Source organism: Naasia sp. SYSU D00057, assembly GCF_017916505.1.
In the GTDB taxonomy this organism is placed as follows: Bacteria; Actinomycetota; Actinomycetes; order Actinomycetales; family Microbacteriaceae; genus Naasia.
Genome location: NZ_JAFMSZ010000003.1, coordinates 263,083 through 281,927, shown reverse-complemented (window position 1 = coordinate 281,927; position 18,845 = coordinate 263,083). Strand labels below are relative to the sequence as shown.

At 70.7% G+C, this 18,845-nt stretch carries 15 protein-coding genes; 6 read left to right on the top strand and 9 right to left on the bottom strand.

From position 1 onward, the window contains the following. The first annotated feature begins 80 nt into the window (after positions 1–80). Positions 81–1,730, top strand: coding sequence for a sulfatase-like hydrolase/transferase (locus J3P36_RS11830; protein ID WP_210508350.1), 1,650 nt, complete (start codon positions 81–83; stop codon positions 1,728–1,730). Positions 1,731–1,744: 14 nt separating this feature from the next. Here J3P36_RS11830 and J3P36_RS11825 read toward each other — a convergent pair whose 3' ends face one another. The 3 genes from J3P36_RS11825 to J3P36_RS11815 are packed head-to-tail and all read right to left on the bottom strand — an operon-like array spanning position 1,745 to position 3,467. Continuing rightward, complete coding sequence (locus tag J3P36_RS11825; protein ID WP_282595164.1) at positions 1,745–2,758, bottom strand: formylglycine-generating enzyme family protein; 1,014 nt, start codon at positions 2,756–2,758, stop codon at positions 1,745–1,747. 14 nt (positions 2,759–2,772) lie between these two features. Next, positions 2,773–3,111: a DUF202 domain-containing protein gene (locus tag J3P36_RS11820; RefSeq protein ID WP_210508348.1), complete on the bottom strand. Its 339-nt coding sequence runs from the start codon at positions 3,109–3,111 to the stop codon at positions 2,773–2,775. Then, positions 3,108–3,467: a YidH family protein gene (locus tag J3P36_RS11815; protein WP_210508346.1), complete on the bottom strand. Its 360-nt coding sequence runs from the start codon at positions 3,465–3,467 to the stop codon at positions 3,108–3,110. Before J3P36_RS11815 ends, J3P36_RS11820 begins: the two co-directional genes overlap by 4 nt. Before the next feature lie 97 nt (positions 3,468–3,564). On the opposite strand from J3P36_RS11815, the gene J3P36_RS11810 reads away from it, so the two are divergent. Continuing rightward, positions 3,565–4,185 carry a TetR/AcrR family transcriptional regulator gene (locus J3P36_RS11810; RefSeq protein ID WP_307807069.1) on the top strand — a complete coding sequence of 207 codons (621 nt, stop codon included), beginning with the start codon at positions 3,565–3,567 and terminating at the stop codon, positions 4,183–4,185. A 59-nt stretch (positions 4,186–4,244) separates the two neighbouring features. On the opposite strand, the gene J3P36_RS11805 is transcribed toward J3P36_RS11810, so the two are convergent. The 6 genes from J3P36_RS11805 to J3P36_RS11780 form a co-directional block, all read right to left on the bottom strand. Further along, positions 4,245–5,759 (bottom strand): family 43 glycosylhydrolase, encoded by a 1,515-nt coding sequence (locus J3P36_RS11805; protein ID WP_307807068.1) that lies wholly within the window; start codon positions 5,757–5,759, stop codon positions 4,245–4,247. Then, positions 5,756–8,224: a beta-glucosidase gene (locus tag J3P36_RS11800; protein WP_210508344.1), complete on the bottom strand. Its 2,469-nt coding sequence runs from the start codon at positions 8,222–8,224 to the stop codon at positions 5,756–5,758. Before J3P36_RS11800 ends, J3P36_RS11805 begins: the two co-directional genes overlap by 4 nt. A gap of 134 nt (positions 8,225–8,358) precedes the next feature. After that, entirely contained in the window at positions 8,359–9,237 is an 879-nt protein-coding gene (locus tag J3P36_RS11795) for an ABC transporter ATP-binding protein (RefSeq protein ID WP_210508342.1), read from the bottom strand. Next, the gene (locus J3P36_RS11790) at positions 9,234–11,060 is read right to left on the bottom strand and encodes a dipeptide/oligopeptide/nickel ABC transporter permease/ATP-binding protein (RefSeq protein ID WP_210508337.1); all 1,827 of its coding nucleotides are present in this window, start codon (positions 11,058–11,060) and stop codon (positions 9,234–9,236) included. Before J3P36_RS11790 ends, J3P36_RS11795 begins: the two co-directional genes overlap by 4 nt. Beyond that, the gene (locus tag J3P36_RS11785) at positions 11,057–11,998 is read right to left on the bottom strand and encodes an ABC transporter permease (RefSeq protein ID WP_210508336.1); all 942 of its coding nucleotides are present in this window, start codon (positions 11,996–11,998) and stop codon (positions 11,057–11,059) included. The genes J3P36_RS11790 and J3P36_RS11785 overlap by 4 nt, the downstream gene beginning before the upstream one ends. Before the next feature lie 72 nt (positions 11,999–12,070). Next, on the bottom strand, positions 12,071–13,606 hold the full coding sequence (locus J3P36_RS11780) for an ABC transporter substrate-binding protein (RefSeq protein WP_210508331.1): 1,536 nt from the start codon (positions 13,604–13,606) through the stop codon (positions 12,071–12,073). Between the two features lie 191 nt (positions 13,607–13,797). Between J3P36_RS11780 and J3P36_RS11775 the strand changes: the two genes are divergently transcribed. The 4 genes from J3P36_RS11775 (at position 13,798) to J3P36_RS11760 (ending at position 18,781) form a co-directional block, all read left to right on the top strand. After that, on the top strand, positions 13,798–14,730 hold the full coding sequence (locus J3P36_RS11775; protein WP_210508329.1) for a nucleoside hydrolase: 933 nt from the start codon (positions 13,798–13,800) through the stop codon (positions 14,728–14,730). Positions 14,731–14,837: 107 nt separating this feature from the next. Then, the gene (locus J3P36_RS11770; RefSeq protein ID WP_210508327.1) at positions 14,838–15,440 is read left to right on the top strand and encodes a PadR family transcriptional regulator; all 603 of its coding nucleotides are present in this window, start codon (positions 14,838–14,840) and stop codon (positions 15,438–15,440) included. Then, entirely contained in the window at positions 15,437–16,861 is a 1,425-nt protein-coding gene (locus tag J3P36_RS11765; RefSeq protein ID WP_210508325.1) for a sulfatase, read from the top strand. Before J3P36_RS11770 ends, J3P36_RS11765 begins: the two co-directional genes overlap by 4 nt. 78 nt (positions 16,862–16,939) lie before the next feature. Further along, the gene (locus J3P36_RS11760; protein ID WP_210508323.1) at positions 16,940–18,781 is read left to right on the top strand and encodes a glycoside hydrolase family 3 N-terminal domain-containing protein; all 1,842 of its coding nucleotides are present in this window, start codon (positions 16,940–16,942) and stop codon (positions 18,779–18,781) included. Positions 18,782–18,845 lie beyond the last annotated feature (64 nt).

Genomic DNA, 18,845 nt, shown 5'->3' with positions numbered 1-18,845 from the left:
GCCTGGCAGCCGTCTTCCGCCCAATCCCTAGTCGTCGTTAGAGTTTCAGGAACCTGCTCGACGCGCACCGAGGGAAGTCGATGACGACTCGTCCGAACATCCTGTGGATCTCCACCCACGACATCAGCCCGCACCTCGGCGCCTATGCGGGCGTGTGGCCCGGGGCCGAGCAGGCGGTCACTCCGCATCTCGATGCTCTCGCCGACGAGGGGGCCCGCTTCGACGCCGCCTTCGCCGCCGCGCCCGTCTGCGCCCCCTCGAGGGCCGCCATCATGACGGGCTGCTATCCGACGGCGATCGGCACGATTCACATGCGGACGAAGGCGGTGCCGCCGCCGGAGGTCAAGCTGTTCCCCGAGTACCTGCGCGCCGCCGGCTACTACACGACCAACAACTGGTTCACCGACTTCCAGATGGAGACGCCGCCGACGGCGTTCGACGACTGCAGCGAGACCGGCCACTGGCGGAACCGCCCGACGCCGGAGACGCCGTTCTTCGCCGCCTTCCACGGCATGGTCACGCACGAGTCGCAGATCTACCTCGACGACGACGCGTTCCTCGCCGCGACCTCCCACGTATCCGACGAGCAGCGGCACCGGCCCGAGGACGTCGAGCTGCCGCCCTACTATCCGGACACCGAGGTGTTCCGGAAGTCGTGGGCCCGCTATCTCGACCTCATCACCGAGATGGACGCCTGGGTGGGCGGACTGCTCGCGGAGCTCGAAGGGGACGGCCTCCGGGACGACACCATCGTCGTGTTCTGGAGCGACCACGGCCTCGGGATGCCCCGCGCCAAACGCTGGGCGCACGAGGCGGGGCTGCGGGAGCCGCTGCTCGTCCGCTGGCCGGAGCGGATCGCGCCCGGCAGCGTCCGGACCGAGATCGTGCAGCTGATGGACCTCGCGCCGACCATGCTCGCCGCCCTTGACCTGCCGGTGCCCGAGCACATGCACGGCGCTCCCCTCTTCGGCAGCGACGGCGGCTTCCGGTCGCCGAACATCTACGCATTCGGTGCTCGCGAGCGGATGGACGAGCAGGAGGACTCCGTGCGAACCGTCCGGGACGCCCGCTACCGCTACATCCGCAACCTGCACCCCGATCGATCCGAGCTGCAGCACAACGAGTACGCGGACCACCTGGACACGTGGAAGGAGTTCCGGCGCCTCGCCTTCGAGGAGGCGGGGCAGCTCGCCCGCGGCGAGCGCCCGAATCGGCTCACCGACCTGCAGCGGGCGATCGTCGCGCCCGCGAAGCCGGCCGAGGAGCTGTACGACATCGAGTCCGATCCGCACGAGACGGTGAACCTGGCGGGCGACCCCGCGCTCGCAGGGAAGCTCGGCGAGCTGCGCGCGGCCCTCGACGAGTGGACCGAGCACTACGGCGACCTGGGGCTCCTGCCCGAGCGCGAGCTGATCGAGACATGGCGGCCCGGAGGTCGCACGGCGGAGACGGCGGCACCCGAGCTGCTCCTCGAGGACGGCCGCGTCGCGGCGACGTGTGCGACCGAGGGCGCCTCCCTCGCCTGGACCACGGACCCGCCTCGCGAGGCCGCCGGCGGACCGCCGTCCTGGACGGCGGCTCTGGGCCTGCCCGACACCGGAGGCCGCCGCTGGCGCCTCTACACGGGGCCGTTCGAGCCGCCGGTCGGCGAGCGGGTGTGGATGGGGGCGTGGCGGATGGGGTTCACGGCGAGCGAGGTGGTCGAGGCGCCGCTGCTCCCCTCCCGGTAAGAGGAGCCCCCTCCTCAGGCGAGGGCGACCGTGCGGAAGCCCGCGTTGCCCATCGACGAGTCCGGCGTGTTCGAGGAGCGGGCCGAGTTGCGGTACCGGTTGCAGTAGGAGGAGTGGCACAGGTACGAGCCGCCGCGGAGGATGCGGGCCTGACCGGACTCGGGGCCGGCAGGGTCCACGCGCGGTGACGCGTCGTAGTAGCCGGCGTCGAACCAGTCCGAGCACCACTCCCACACGTTGCCGACCGTCTGCCACAGCCCGAACCCGTTCGGCTCGAAGGTGCGCACGGGCGCGGTCGTCGGCCAGCCGTCCTCGGTGGTGTTCGCGGCAGGGAAGCGTCCCTGGAAGATGTTGACGCGCCAGGATTCGTCGCCGGCCATGAGGCCGTCGCCCCACGGGTAGCGCGCACCCTCCCGCCCTCCGCGGGACGCATACTCCCATTCGGCCTCCGTGGGCAGCCGGCGTCCCGCCCAGGCGCAGTACGCGACGGCATCGTTCCAGCTGACGTGGACGACCGGGTGGTCCTCGATGCCGTCGATCCCCGAGTCCCGCCCTCCGGGATGCCGCCAGTCGGCGCCTCGGACGCCGAACCACCAGGGAGCGCCGGCGGCGGAACCCATCACGTCGGCCGGCGGGGCGGCGACCGCGAGATGGAAGACCGCGGAGTAGCCGAATGCTTCAGCCTCGGTGGCGTACCCGGTCGTCTCGGCGAACTCGGCGAACGCGGCGTTCGTCACGCTGGTCGCATCGATGCGGAACGGGGCGAGCTCGACCTCGTGCACGGGCGTCTCGCCGTCCATGCGGTTCCCGTCGCCTGACGCGTCCCCCATCAGGAAGACGCCGCCGGGCAGGTCCACCTGCTCGATCGAGTGCCGCGCCGTGCCGGTGCTCGGCTCGGCGGGTGCGGAGCCGCCGCCGAACCCGCTTCCCCTCGCCGGCGCGCAGCAGGAGCCGGGCGCCGAATGGTTGTCGGGCGCATTCGACCGCTCCGCCTCGGGCGGCTCCTGACGCATCGGGGAGTCCGGCATGGACCGATTCTCCTTCACTGCCCGGCGGCGAGGCCGAGCACGTACACCAGGGCGGCGAGAGCGAGCGCGCCCACCGCTGCGGCGGTCACGGCGAGCGGAGCGCCTCCCGTCGGCAGCCGGTCACCGGAGGTCAGAGCCCGGTGGGCGCGGTGATACCGGCGACTCGCGGCCAGGTAGGACACGAGGGCGGCGAGCACGCCGAGCACGCCCACGACGACGGCACCCGATCCGAGGACGGGAAGGGCCAGCCGGGCACCGACTGCGCTGCCGACGCCGAGCGCGAGCGCCGTCCTGCGCCACGCCAGCAGGGTGCGCTCCGGCTGCAGTCCCGGGTCGAACGGGCGATCGCTCACTGCAGCAGGAACCCGAGGGAGACGAGGATGGTGGCGGCGACGACGCCGACCGTGATGGCCGCGCCGAGCGTCGGCCCCGGCAGCGCACGCTGCGCGCGCAGCGACCGCTCGGTGGCGGCCCAGCCGAACCAGGACTGAAGCGCCGCCAGGAGTCCCAGCACGATGAACAGGACCGACGCGGCGATGCGCAGTCCGGGCTGGATCGGCAGCTCGAGGGCCTCGAGCGCCACCCCGGCCGCGAGGAGGGCCAGCGAGGTGCGGATCCAGGCCAGGAACGTGCGCTCGTTCGCCAGGCTGAAGCGCGGGTCGGGCTCCTCGCCGCGTCCGTACACCGAGGCGGGGAATCTCGTCCTCATCCCACTCCATCCGGGTCGGTGACACCTTCCCCGATCAATACCGAACGGGTACTCTGTATTGAGAGTAGCCCTCTGACGAGGGAGCAAGGAGCCCGACGTGGTCGTCGAACAGCCCCCGATACGGCGCGGACCGCGCGGACCGTACGCGAAGAGCGAGCAGACGCGGAAGGCCATCCTCGACGCCGCCCTGAAGGTCTTCGCCGAGTCAGGGTACCGGAGCGGGTCACTGCGCAACGTCGCGGATCGCGTCGGCATGAGCGAAGCCGGGCTGCTGCACCACTTCCCCAGCAAGAGCGCCCTGCTTGCCGCCGTTCTGGAGCGGCGCGACGAGCAGACGCAGGAGCAGTTCGACTTCGACCCGAGCCACGGCGCCGAGATCCTCCGCTCCCTGGTGAAGCTCGCCGACTACAACGCCTCAACGCCCGGCGTCGTCGAGCTCTTCTGCACGCTCTCGGCGGAGGCGACATCGCCCGAGCATCCCGCCCACCAGTGGTTCCGTGACCGCTACGAGTTCACGCGGAGCATGACCCTCAAGGGCTTCCAGGATCTCGCGGAGAAGGGCGAGCTGCGGGCGGGCGTCGAGCCGGAAGCCGCGTCCCGCGGGGTCATCGCGCTGATGGACGGCCTCCAGATCCAGTGGCTCCTCGACCGCGACTCGGTCGACATGGCGGCCGATCTGCGCAGCTACGTCAACACCCTCGTCGAGCACCCGCTCTGAACGACGAAGCGCCCCGCCGGTTCCTGCCGGGCGGGGCGCTTCCGTCTTTCCAGGAGGGGTCAGCGCTCCGAGCCGCTGTACCGATAGCCGTCGAAGACCACATCGCCCGTGACCGCGAAGAGCCCGAGCACGCGTCCGGTGAAGGACGCCGCGGTCTCGGCACTGAGGTAGCGGCCGTCGACGCGGGCGAGCTCGACGTCCTCGTCGCCCGAGCGGGCGACGAAGCGGACGAAGTCGCTCGTCATCACCTCGGCCCAGTCGCCACCGAGCTCCATCCCGGGCGCGGGCTCCGAGATGAGTGAGAGCTCTACCGGCCCCGACGGAAGCGTGGCGCTCCAGGACTGCACGATGCCCGGCACCCGCGCCTCGGCGGTCACCGTGGTGGAGGTCCCATCGTCCTCGGCGAGCAGGCTGTAGACGGTCTGCTCGTCGTAGCGGACGGCGATGCCGCCGCGTCCGGCGCGCGCGTCGACAGTGGACGCCACGGTCGCCGTCTGATTCAGCTGCCGGCGTCCGAGGAACACCGGATGCGAGGACGTCAGGTCGCCCGCACCGTGCAGCGTCAGCCGGCCAGGAGCGGAGTCGAGATCGGCGATCGATTCCGGCGTCCGGCGGATGGCGAGCCAGCCGGCGTCGAGCGGCGCATCGAAGGTCAGCGACTCCTCGACCTCCCCCTGGCGCGGGTCCAGGTGCACCGGATCGGCGGTCGGCCAGCCGTCCTCACGCCAATGCACCTCGGTCGCGAAGGTCTCGCGGCCGAGGGCCGAGAACGCCTGCGTCCCACCCCGGGGACGCACGCCGAGCAGCACCATGAGGGTGCGCCCGTCCGGCGTGTCGACGAGGTCGCCGTGCCCGGTGTTCTGGATGGGCCGGTTGGTGCTGCGCGCCGAGAGGATCGGGTTGGCGGGACCGGGCTCGAACTGAGCACGCGGGTCCCGCGAGCGCGCGATCGAGACGCCGTGGCCGCGCTCGGTGCCGCCCTCGGCGATCATCAGGTACCACCAGTCGCCACGACGGTACAGGTGCGGCGCCTCCGGGAACTTGAACCCGGTTCCGGACCAGAGGTCCCGCGGGCCTGCGAGCGTCTCGCCCGTTGCGAGGTCCACGTCCACCTGGCGGATGCCGCCGTGCTTGCCGATGTCGGGCCCTTTCATGACGAGACCGGAATACGTCACCAGCGCGACGCCGTTCTCGTCCCAGTTGAGGTCGGGGTCGATGCCCTCGACGCCCTCGAGCACGAGACCGTCCGACCAGGGGCCCTCCGGGCGCTCCGCGGTGTAGACGACGCAGCCGCGTCCGCCCGCGATGGTCACGATGACGTAGAAGAGGCCATCCCGGTGCCGAATGGTCGGGGCCCACACGCCGAGACCGGTGGGCGCGTTCTCCAGCTCGCCCTGCTCGGGACGGGTGAGCACGTTCCCGATCCGCTCCCAGTTCTCGAAGTCGGTGCTCGCGTAGACCGGGATGCCCGGCAGGTACTCGAACGTCGACGTGACGAGGTAGAAGGTGCCGTCGACGAGGACGGCGCTCGGGTCGGGGTTGAAGCCGGGGATCAGCGGGTTGGGCAGGGTCACGAATCGCTCTCGAGCTCGATCGTCGTGGCGAGGGGCAGCTCGTCGGCGGTCGTGCCGGCGCGCAGCGTGTACTCGCCCACCTCGTACTGCCAGCCGTCCCGCCAGTGCGCGAGCAGCTTCGACGGCACGGGAACGTGCACCTTCGCCGACTCACCCGGGGCGAGCCGGACCGGCGCGAAGCCGACGAGCCAGCGCACCGGGCGCTCGACCTCGGAGTCGGGCCGCTCGGCGAAGACGAGCACGACCTGCTTCCCGGCGCGGTCGCCCCGGTTCGTGGCCGTGACGGTGACCTGCGCCGCGTCACCCTCGATGAGGAAGGCCGGCGCAACGAAGTCGCTCAGCTCGATGTCGCTGTAGCCGAGGCCGTGCCCGAACCAGTAGGCGGGCTCCTCGTCCGAGCGGAGCCACGCGCGGTAGCCGATGTGGATGCCCTCGGTGTACTCGAGCACGCCGTCGGCGGGCGTGGTCTCGAGCACGGGCACGTGCTCCTCCTCGGCCGCCCAGGTGGTGGGCAGGCGGCCGCCCGGCTCGGCGACCCCGAGCAGCACGTCGGCGACGGCGTTGCCGAACTCCTGCCCGCCGAACCAGCCGACGAGGACCGCGGCGACGTCGTCGCGCCACGGCAGCAGCACCGGGGATCCGGCATTGACGAGGACCACGGTTCGCGGGTTGGCGGCGGCGACCGCGCGGACGAGGTCGTCCTGGCGGCCGGGCAGACGCAGGTCGGTGCGGTCGAAGCCCTCCGACTCCACCTTGGAGTTCGTGCCCACGACGACGAGTGCGACGTCGGCGCTCCGCGCCGCCTCGACGGCCTCGGCGATCAGCTGGTCCTCGTCGACGGACGACGGCTGCGTTCCGACGGTGAGGAAGAGTGCGTTCGAGAGCGCGTCGTCCCGCTCCGGCTGGTCGTAGACGAATCGCACGTCGACGCTTCCGCCCTCGGTCAGCTCGACCGGGACGGTCTTCGTTCCCGGGGAGAGGAGCGCGGCGCCGAGGTCGTCGCCCTCGGGCTCCACGACCTCGTCGATCGACAGCTTCCCGTCGATCCAGAGCTGGGCGTGGCCGACGGCCGCGAAGCCGAGGTCGAGTCGCTCCGTCCGCGCCGGCTGGAGGGTGAACGCGATCTCGACCTGGCGGGCCTTCGCGATCGGCACGTCGCCACCGAACCACACGAGCTCGGTGGCGAGCCGGTCCTCGGTGAAGATGTCCTCGCCCTCGCCGTTCCGGAAGGTGACCCGGGCACCGGGGCCACCGGTCACCGGGTTGGTCATCCGCTCGCGCGGGATGCCGGCGAGGCCGGTCTGGTTCACCGCGCCGAGCGAGTAGCGGATGTCGACGCCGGGCAGCGCATCCGTCAGACCCTCGAGCGGCGAGACGGTGCGCTCGGGCAGGACGGTGGCGCTGCCGCCGCCCTGGGTGCGGGCGTGCTGGGCGTTGTTGCCGATCACGGCGACACTCGTCAGGGCGGCCGCGTCCCACGGCAGCTCGCCCCTGTTCTCGAGGAGCACCATGCCGTCGGCGGCCGCCTCGCGGCTGAACGCGATGCCGTCCTCGACGTGGACGAGCGGAGCGGGGGTGCTGTCGCCGAGCGCGCCGACGCGGGCGGCGAGGCGGAGGATGCGGCGCACCTTGCGGTCGACGACCTCCTCGGCGATGCGGCCGTCGCGGACCGCTGCGACGAGGGCCTCGCCCCACGGGCCGTCCGGGCCCGGCATGACGAGGTCCTGCTCGGCCTCGGCGGAGCGGAGGCTGCGCACGGCGGTCCAGTCGCTGATGACGACGCCGTCGAAGCCCCAGTCGGTCTTGAGCGGCGTCTCGAGCAGCTCGTGCTCGGTGGCGGTGACGCCGTGGATCGAGTTGTACGCGCTCATCACGAGCCAGGCGCGCGACTCGGTGATGGCGACCTCGAAGGCGCGGAGGTAGAGCTCGTGCAGCGCGCGCGGCGGGACCTGCACGTCGACCGTGAAGCGGTCGGTCTCGGAGTCGTTCGCGATGTAGTGCTTGGGCGTCGCGCCGACGCCGTTGTCCTGCAGGCCGAGGACGTAGGTCCGGGCGAGCTCGGCGGTGAGCACCGGGTCCTCGCTGAACGCCTCGAAGTGACGGCCTCCCCGCGGCGAGCGGTGCAGGTTGATCGTCGGGCCGAGCACGACGTCGACGCCCTTGCGGCGGGCCTCGCACGCCGCCACCGCGCCGTAGCGGCGGGCGATCTCCGGGTCGAACGAGGCGGACAGGGCGGACGCCGAGGGCAGGTTGAGGGAGGGCGACCGCTCGTCCCAGACGGGTCCGCGCACACCCGAGGGGCCGTCGGACACGACCATGCTGCGCAGCCCGATCCGCTCGATCGGCCAGGTGCTCCAGAAGTCCTTGCCGGTGAGCAGGAGGACCTTCTCCTCGAGGGTGAGCTCGCCGAGCGCGCTGTCGACTGCCGCCTCGATGCGGTCGGTGGTTGTGGTGGTGTCGCTCATCGCGATCTCTCCTTGTTCTCGGGGGACGGGGCGGAGGGCGCACTCGTCCCCCGCGCCGATGCACGGTCTGCTCCGGGTCGCCCCGGTCGTTGTGGTCGCCGCCGGGGTGGCGGCGGGGCGGATGAGGGCCGGGATCAGACGCCGGCCTGGACCTCCATCTCGCGCTGCGACTCGAGCAGGCGCCGGCGATCCGCGCGGCGCTGCTCCTGCCGCAGCGGGTCCGGCACCGGCGCCGCCAGGAGGAGGCGCTGGGTGTAGGGGTGCTCGGGCTCGCTCGTGACCTGCCCGCCGTCGCCGTACTCGACGATCTCGCCGTGGTACATGACCGCGACCCGATGGCTGAGATGGCGCACGACCGCGAGGTCGTGCGAGACGAACAGGTACGCGACGCCGGTCTGCTCCTGGATGTCCTTGAACAGGTCGAGCACGCGGGCCTGCGTCGACAGGTCGAGCGCGGACACCGGCTCATCGCAGACGATCAGCTCGGGCGAGAGCGCGAGCGCGCGGGCGATCGCGATGCGCTGGCGCTGCCCGCCCGAGAACTCGCGGGGCAGGCGGTCGGCCGCGTTCGAGGGCAGGCCCACCTGGTCGAGCAGGGTGCGGATCCGCTTCGACGCGTCGCCGGCCGACATCTTCTTCACCCGGAGCGGCTCGGCGAGGGTCTGCTCGATGGTCAGCGACGGGTTGAGCGACGAGTACGGGTCCTGGAACACGACCTGGATCTCGTCGGCCAGCGCCCGGCGCTGCTTCCGCTTCAAGTGGGAGATGTCCCTGCCCTTGAAGCGGACGCTGCCGCCGGTGACCGGGGCGAGGCCGAGCACGGCGCGACCGAGGGTGGTCTTGCCGGAGCCCGACTCCCCCACCAGGCCGACGCACTCGCCCGGATGGATGTCGATGGAGACGCCCTTGAGGGCGCGGAACGGCTTCTTGCCGAAGCCCTTCGCGGGGTACTCGACGACGAGGTCGTCGACGACGAGCAGCGGCTCCCGGCTGTTCGCGGTCTGGGCGGTCATCGGGCACTCTCCTCGGTGAGGGTGTGGCGGTCGGCGGAGTGGGCGAGCGGGCCGCGGGCGGCGCCGTCCTCGAGGATCGCGTCGAACAGCGATTTCGTGTACGGGTGCCGGGGACCGGCGAAGATCGACCGCGCCGGGCCGGTCTCGACGATCCGGCCGTGCTGCATGACCGACACCCGATCGCACAGGTCGGCGACCACGCCGAAGTTGTGCGTGACGATCAGCACGCTGACGTGGAGGTCGTTCTGCAGCTCGCGGAGCAGGTCGAGGATCTCGGCCTGCACCGTGACGTCGAGCGCGGTGGTCGGCTCGTCCGCGATGATGAGGTCTGCCTCGCAGGAGACGGCGCCGGCGATCAGCACGCGCTGCGCCTGTCCCCCGGACACCTCGTGCGGGTACGAGTCGAAGGTCTTCTGCGGGTCCGGCAGGCCGACCCGGCCGAGCAGGGCGAGGGCGCGCTTCTTCGCCTCCGCCTTCGAGATGCCGAGGGTCACCGTCATCGGCTCGACCAGCTGGCTGCCGATCGTGAACGAGGGGTCGAGGTTCGACATCGGCTCCTGCGGGATGTACGCGATGCGCCGCCCGCGGATCTTCGTCATCTCCTTCTCCGACAGGTGCGCGAGGTCCTTGCCGTCGAAGAGCACGGTGCCCGCGACGATCCGTCCGCCGCCCGGCAGCAGGCGCAGGATGCTCCACGCCGTCTGCGTCTTGCCGGAGCCGGACTCGCCGATCAGGCCGTGCACCTCGCCCTTCCGCACCTTCAGCGAGACACCGTTGACCACCTGCTTCACGGTGCCGTCGGGCTGGTCGTAGCCGACGACGAGGTCGTTCACCTCGAGCAGCACCGGCCGAGCGTCGTCGCGCTCCTCGGCGTGCACGACCGGCGCGGGGCCGGACGCGTCCGGCGTGTACGCGGCGGCGCCGCGGCGGCGCTTCTTCGGCTTGCCGGCGGCGCGCTCCAGCTCGTCGCGGAGGGCATTGCCGAAGAGCACGAGGGCGACCGAGGTGAGCGCGATGGCGAGTGAGGGCCACACGAGCAGGACGGGCTGCTGATACATGCGGGAGAACGCGTCCGAGAGCATCTGGCCCCAGGTCGGCACGTTGGTGTCGCCGAGCCCGAGGAAGTCGAGCCCCGCCTGCACCGCGATGCCGATGCCGGCGAGCAGCGCGGCCTGGATGATGATCGGGGCGCGCACCACCGAGAGGATGTGGCGGCCGATGATGCTCGCGTCTCCGACCCCGGCGACGCGGGCGGCGTCGACGAACAGCTCGTTCCGCACCCCGACGACCGCCGTGTAGGTGAGCCGGTAGAAGGCGGGCGAGAGGATGACGCCGAACACGGCCATGATGAGCCAGATCGAGGGGCCGACCACCGCGCGGGCGGCGAGCAGCACCACGATGCCGGGCAGCGCCTGGATGATGCTGATCACCCACACGGAGACCGACTCGAACCACTTCTGGTAGTAGCCGGCGATCAGGCCGCTCGTCACACCGATGACCGCGGCGATGAGGACAGCCCATAGGGCGCCGGCGATGCTGAACCGCGTCGCGAACAGCAGACGGGAGAGCACGTCCCGGCCGGCGCTGTCGGCGCCGAGGGGATGCGCGCCGCCGGCGGGGGCGAGCACGTCCTGGATGTTGGCCTTGTTCGGGTCCATCGGCGCCAGGAAGTCGGCGAAGACGGCCAGCAGGATCATGACGACGAGGACGAGAAGGGCCGTGAGTCCGGTCGGGTTCTTCAGGAGACGGCGGCCGAGGTGCGAGCGGGCCGCCCGGAGCTCGGTGGCGACCGCGGGGGTCGGCGTGGCAGCTGATTCGCTCATGAGATACGCGCCTTCGGGTTGAGGAAGCCGTGCAGGATTTCGATGACGATGTTGACGATCACGACGATCGAGGCCGTGACGACGACGAGGCCCATCACGAGCGGGACGTCGCCCTGGGCGGTGGACGTGGTGGCGACGGGGCCGAGGCCGGGGATCGCGAAGATCTGCTCGACGATGATCGCGCCGCCCAGCAGGCCGACGAACTGGACCGCGAGGACCGCGAGCGCAGGGCCGCCGGCGTTGCGGAGGACGTGCTTGTAGAGGACGCGGTTCTCCGACAGGCCCCGGCTGCGCAGAGTGCGCACCCAGTCCTGGCGCATCGTGTCGATGACCGAGCCGCGGATCTGCGCGGCGATGGCGGCGATGGCGCCGATCGCGAGAGCGATGATCGGGAGGGTCACCGTGCTGAGCCAGCCGGGGAAGGAGACGCCCAGCTGCACGAATCCCGTGGGCTTGAACCACTTGAGGTTCAGCGCGAACACGTTGACCAGGAAGATCGCGATGAGGAAGCCGGGGATCGCGAAGCCGAGCACGGACACGATCTGCACCGTCCGGTCGGCGGCGCCGCGCTTCCGTGCGGCCCAGACGCCGAGCGCCGTGCCGACGACCGCGGTGAGGATCGTCGTGCCGATGACGAGCGAGAGGGTGACGGCGAGACGGGACGTGATGGCGGCGACGACCGGCTGGCTGGTGAACCAGGAGGTGCCGAAGTCGCCGGTGACGGCCGAGGTGAGCCAGTCGAAGTAGCGGGGGATCAGCGGCTGGTCGAGGCCGAGCTGAGCGGTCTTCTGGGCGACCTGCTCCTCCGTGGCCGAGACGCCGAGGATCTGGCGTGCGATGTCGCCCGCGCCCAGGTAGAGCAGGAGGAACGCGACGCTCGAGACGACGAAGAGGAGGATCACGCCGGCGAGCAGGCGGCGGAGTATGAAGCGGAGCATCATCGGTCCTTCGGAGGGGGAAGCAGAAGGGGGAGGGTGCCGGGCCGGGGCCCCGGCCCGGCACCCGGGGCACTACTTGGGCTGGACGTTCCAGAGGTACGGCACGGCGTTGCCGACCTGCGTCTCGACCTGCGTGTTGGCGTCGCTCATGAAGATCGACGTCGGGCGGTACATGGGCGCGAACCAGGCGTTCTCGACCAGGTACTTGTTGAGGGCCTGACCGGCCTCGGCCGCCTCATCCTCGGTGCCGGTCTGGATCGTCTTGATCCAGGCCTCCACCTCGGGGGTGGTCTGGTGCAGCACGTTCCAGGTGGACGCTCCCGAGATCTGGAAGGACGCCAGCTGGTAGTCGGTCGGATCCTGCTGCAGCGTGAACCAGGTCATCGGGAACTCGCCGCCGATGATCGAGGGGATGAACTCGGTGGCCTGGAGCTCCTGGTAGTTGACCGTGATGCCGATCTGCGCGAGCTGGTCGGCGTACAGGGTCCAGTGCGCCTCCGGGATGGCGGCCGCGCGGGGCATCGTGATCTCGAAGCCGTCCGCGTAGCCCGCGTCCGCCATGAGCTCCTTCGCCTTGTCGAGGTCGTAGGTGTAGTAGTCGTCCAGCGACTCGTCGTAGGACGGCGAGAAGGTCGGGAAGATCTGCGACGTCGGGGTGCCGTAGCCGTTGCCGACCGTCTTGACCAGCGCCTCCTTGTCGAGGGCGTAGTTGATCGCCTGGCGGACCTCGACCTTGGCGAGCGGCGGGGCGAGCTTGCCCTCGCGGTCGCTCAGCATGAAGCCCCACCAGTTGAGCGCGAACTCGTTGGCCGTGAAGCCCGCGGACTTCATCTGGTCGACGGAGCTCGTGTCGATGATGTTGGTGACGTTGACCTGGCCGCCCTGCACCGCGTTCAGCAGCGAGGTCGGGTCGGCGTAGTACTGGAGGACGAGCTTGTCGTAGTGCTGGTCGTCCGGGTTCCAGTAGTCGGGGTTCTTGTCGAACACGTAGCTGCTGCCCGCGACCGTCTCGCCCGCGTTGTAGACGTACGGGCCGGAGCCGACCGGGTTGGTCGCGGTCGCCTCGTCGCCGGCGGAGGAGGCCGGGGCGACGACACCGCTGTTCTGCGTCAGGAACGTGAGCATGGCCGGGTCGGGAGCCGACAGGGTGAGCTCGAGAGTGGTGTCGTCGACGGCCTTCGCGTCGGCGAGGTTGATGAGGTTCGAGGCATTGGGCGAGTTGCCCGCCTTGAACGCCAGCAGGCTCGCCGCGGCATCGGCGGCGGTGAGGGTGTCGCCGTTCGTGAAGGTGACGTCGTCGCGGAGCGTGAGAGTGAGGACGGTCTTGTCCTCGTTGTACTCCCACTCGGTCGCGAGACCCGGCTCGACCTCACCCTCGGGCGTCGCCCGGAGCAGGGTGTCGTAGACGGCCTGGATGTAGGGCGACTCGTTCGCCCAGTTGGCGCCCTCGGCCGCGAGGGTCGTGGGCTGGGCGATGACGCCCCAGGTGAGGGTTCCGCCGCCGGCCGAGTCCCCGGACCCGCCGTCGCCCGACCCGCCGGCGCAGCCGGTGAGCGCCAGAGCGGCGGCAGCTGCCGCGGCTACCGCGGCGCGCTTCCACTTGAACATCGTTGTCCTTCCAATGCTGTGCGACCCGTCCTCGGACCGTCTGATCTGGAACTGTAAGCGCAATTCCTAGTAGCGACAAGGTTTTGAGGGCCCCAATTTCTAGCGGTTGGTAACGTTTTGCTGTGAACCGGTTGACCGGTTAGCCTGGCGCCCGAACCGGGAGCGCCGACGCTGCCGAGACAGGAGGCGACATGGGGCCGCGGTACCGCGTCATCATCGACAACGACTTCTCGGGCGATCCCGACGACCTCTTCCAGCTGGCGCACCATGTGCTCAGCCCCTCGGTGGAGATCCCGTTCGTCATCGGCTCGCATCTCGCGCCCGGCGACTTCTTCGACCCCTCCGACCGCCAGGCGGAGAACGCCGCGGACATCGCACGCGAGCTGCTCCGTCTGCTGGACAGCAGCATCCCCGTGCTCGCCGGCAGCAACGTCGGTCTCGCGGATGCGGGCGAGGCGCGGCCGTCCGCCGCCTCGGACGCGATCGTGCGCGAGGCGATGCGGGACGACACCGACCTGCCGCTGTTCCTCGCGCTCGGGGCGGGCCTGACCGAGCTCGCGAGCGCACTGCTCACCGAGCCGCGGATCGCCGACCGCCTCACCGCCGTCTGGATCGGCGGCCCCGAGCACGAGGGCATCGGACTCCCCTTCCCCCTCGAGGGACGGGTCGAGTACAACCTGGCGATCGACATCCCGGCCGCGCAGACCGTGTTCAACGACTTCGACGTGCCGATCTGGCAGGTGCCGAGGAACACCTATCGGCAGGCGCTCGTGAGCACCACCGAGCTGGAGATGCGCGTGCGCCCCCACGGCCCCCTCGGCCGGCGCCTGGCCGACAGCATCGCGGACCTCACCGCCACGGCTGCGGGGCACGGGCTGCTGATGGGCGAGACGTACGCACTCGGCGACCAGCCCCTCGTCCTGCTGACCGCGCTGCACTCGTCCTTCGAGGCGGATCCGTCGTCGAGCGACTACGTCACGGTTCCGACGCCCCGGATGACGGAAGCCGGCTGGTACGAGGACCGCCCCGACGGCCGGCCGATGCGCGTGTACTCGCGTCTCGACACCCGGCTCATGTTCGAGGACATGTACCTGAAGCTGGAGCGCTTCGCCTCCACCCGTTGAGTATTCCACTCGACCACCGCGCCACCCTGTTGCGCTCCGGCGCGCGTCAGCGTACGGTCGCCTCGAACTATTCCACTTGAGGAATAGCGGAACCTCGAGGGAGAGCGATGCTGCAACGGCTCGACGTCATCACCCTCGGCCTCCTTCGGGAGCGCCCCCGCACCGGCTACGACGTGCGGAAGTGGCTCGACCGCTACGGCTGGGCGCTCGGCTACAGCGCCCAAACCTCGCAGATCTACCGGCAGCTGGGCCGCCTGGTCGAGCGCGGCTGGGCCGACACGACCCCGGACCCGCGGCGCACCGGCCCGGACGGGAAGCTCTACGCCGTGACCGAGGACGGCCGCACCGCCTTCGAGGAGTGGGTGGATTCGCCCTACGAGCCGGCGATGCGGCCCATGGACCCCGACTTCCAGGTGCGGATGCACTTCTCCCGTCATCGGGGGCCCGCCACGGTCCTGGACCTGGTTCGCACCGAGCTGGCCTTCCGACGCGCGCAGCACGACCGGCGGACGTCCTTCGACCCTGCGCTGCTGCCCGCCGGTGCCGACGACGCCGCCTGGGCCCGCGAGGTGCACCTGCTGCTCGAGGGCCGTGGCCGGCTGCTCAGCGCCAACCTGATCGCCTGGCTCGAGGCGGCCGAGGAGCGGCTCGCGCTCCTCGCCTCCTCCCCCGCACCCTCCCTCCCCCTCCGACAGGAAGAGCCCCGATGAGCGAACGCCGGCCCAACATCGTCATGGTCCTCACCGATGACCATGGCACCCAGACGATCGGCGCATACGGCTCCGTGGTGAACACCACTCCGCGCATCGACGAGATCGCACAGGCGGGCGTCCGGTTCGACAGCTGCTTCGTCGCGAACTCCCTGTGCTCGCCGAGCCGCGCCTCGATCCTCACCGGCACCCACAGTCATGTGAACGGCGTCACGACGCTGTGGACGGCGATCGATGCGAGCCAGCCCACCTTCATCAGCCAGCTGCGGGCGGCGGGGTACCGCACGGCGATGATCGGCAAGTGGCACCTCGGCATCGGCGACGGTCACAACCCGCAGAACTTCGACCACTGGGAGGTGCTGAGCGGCACGCACGGCCAGGGCGAGTACTGGAACCCCACCTTCCTCTCCGAGAACGGCGAGCGGGTGGTTGAGGGCTACGCGACCGACATCATCACCGACCTCGCCACGGAGTGGGTGGAGAGCCTCGAGGGCGACGACCCCTGGTGCGTCCTGATCTACCACAAGGCCCCACACCGGTCGTGGGAGCCCGACACCAAGCACATGGACCTCTACTCCGAGCCGATCCCCGTGCCGGAGACGTTCTTCGACGACTACTCGACCCGCTCGGTCTCGATGCGGCGGGCTCGCATGCGGGTGGCGGACGACCTCAGCTCCTCCGACCTCAAGGAGAACCCGCCCGAGAACCTCGGCTACGAGGACCAGGCGCTGTGGAAGTACCAGCGGATGATGGAGGACTACCTCCGCTGCGTCGCATCGGTCGACGACAACGTCGGCCGCGTCACCGACTGGCTCCGCGAGCGCGGCGACTTCGACGACACCCTGCTGATGTACTCCTCGGACCAGGGCTTCTTCCTCGGCGAGCACGGCTGGTTCGACAAGCGATTCATGTACGAGGAGTCCCTGCGGATGCCGCTGCTGCTGAGCTACCCCCGCAGGCTCGCCGGCGGGCGGGTCTTCGACGGCATCGTCACCAACGTCGACTGGGCGCAGACGATCCTCGACGCCGCGGGCGTGGAGCACCACCCCCGCATGCAGGGCCGCAGCTTCTGGGGTGACCTCCTCGGCGCCCCGGACTCGCCGCCGGCGGAGGGGGCGTACTACCGGTACTGGGAGAACGACGACATCATCCACAAGGCGTCCGCGCACTACGGCTACCGCACCCAGCGGTACAAGCTCATCTACTTCTACAACGACGGGCTCGGACAGCAGGGCGCAGGCTTCTACAGCTACCCGCCGGAGTGGGAGCTCTACGACCTGCAGGCCGATCCGGGCGAGGTGCGCAACGTCTACTACGATCCGGAGTACGCGGAGATCCGGGAGGAGCTCACGCGCGCGATGTGGCGGGAGCAGGAGCGCCTGGGGGATGCTCCGCACAGCTCGCAGCCGTCGCCCTTCTGAAAACCTAGCCCTCGCTCGCTTTTGTCTGTTAGCGTCGATCCGGCGTCCGACGAGGGGCGCCGGCGAAGGACGACAGCGATGAACCGCAGCAGGGCAGTGGCGCCGGACGGCGTGGAGTTCCGTGACCTCAACGGCAACGGCGAGCTCGACCCGTACGAGGATCCCCGGCTCAGCCCCGAGGAGCGGGTCGCCGATCTCGTCCCCCGCCTGTCCCTCGAGGAGAAGGCGGGTCTGCTCTTCCACTCGATGATCGGCGTCGGCGAGCCCGGCGCGCACGACGAGCCCGCCGGCTTCTCCCCCTCCACGCCGCGAGAGCTCGTGATCGGCAAGCTGCTCAGCCACTTCAACGTGAGCGCGCTGCCGTCCGTCCGGGACACGGTGCGCTGGCACAACGCCCTGCAGGAGCTCGCCGAGGAGACCCCGCACGGCATCCCGATCACGCTGTCGACCGACCCGCGGCATGCGTTCAGCGAGAACGCGGGGGCCTCCATCGCGGCCGGCGACCTGTCGCAGTGGCCGGAGCCGCTGGGGCTCGCAGCAATCGGCGATATCGACCTCGTCCGCCGCTTCGCCGACATAGCCCGACAGGAATACGTCGCTCTCGGCATCCGCGCAGCGCTGCATCCGCAGGTCGACCTCGCCACCGAGCCGCGCTGGGCTCGCCAGATGCAGACGTTCGGCCAGGACGCGGCGACCGCCTCCGCGTTCGTCAACGCCTACCTCGAGGGCTTCCAGGGACCACGGGTCGGCCCCGGCAGTGTCGCGTGCACGACCAAGCACTTCCCCGGCGGCGGCCCGCTGAAGGACGGCGGTGACTCGCACTTCGTCTACGGCCACGACCAGGTCTATCCGGGTGGGCGGTTCGAGGAGCACCTCGCCCCGTTCCGAGCCGCGATCGCGGCGGGCACGAGCGCGATGATGCCGGCGTACGGCAAGCCGATCGACCTCGAGCTCGACGGGGAGCCCATCGAGGAGGTCGCCTTCAGCTTCAACCGGCGCATCATCACGCGGCTGCTTCGCGAGGAGCTCGGCTTCGACGGCGTCATCGTCACCGACTGGGGACTCATCACCGACGTCGAGATCATGGGGCTGCCGTTCCCCGCCCGCGCTTGGGGAGTGGAGGATCTGACCCCGCTCGACCGGATGGAGCGCATCTTCGAGGCGGGCGCCGACCAGTTCGGCGGCGAGGAGCGCACCGACCTGGTGCTCGACCTCGTCACCTCGGGTCGCGTTCCGGAGTCCCGGATCGACGAGGCGGTGCGACGCCTGCTCCTCGTCAAGTTCGAGCTGGGTCTCTTCGACGACCCGTACCTCGACGAGGACGAGGCGGAGCGCATCGTCGGATCCGCCCAGTTCCGGGAAGCCGGCCACCGGGCGCAGGGCGAGTCGGTGACCGTGCTGAAGAACGGGGCCCTGCCCGATGGCGCGCCGGTGCTGCCGCTGCGCCCGGGACTGCGCGTGTACCTCGAGGGTGTCGCCTCGGAGGCGGTCGGCGACTGGGGCACCGTCGTGAGCGACCCGGCCGGGGCCGACGTCGCGCTCGTCCGGCTCGCCGCCCCCTTCGAGCCGCGCAACGACTACTTCCTCGAGGCGATGTTCCACCAGGGCTCCCTCGACTTCCCGGCCGAGGTCGTCGACCACGTCCGCTCGCTCGCCGCCGTGGTCCCCGTCGTGGTCGACGTCACGCTCGACCGGCCGGCGATCCTCGCCGACATCGACGAGGCCGCAACGGGGCTGGTCGCGACCTACGGCGCTTCGGATGCGGCCCTTCTCGAAGCCCTCAGCGGTCGCATCGCGCCGCGCGGTCGGCTGCCCTTCGAGCTGCCCCGCTCGATGGTCGCCGTGGAGGCGAGCCGCCCCGACGTCCCCTCCGACACGGTGGACCCGCTGTACCGGTACGGGCACGGCCTGACCCTCTGACCTCCCCGCTGCAGAAACGTCCTATTGGTCGGGGGGGTCAGACGCCCGGGGGGGGCGGCATCGG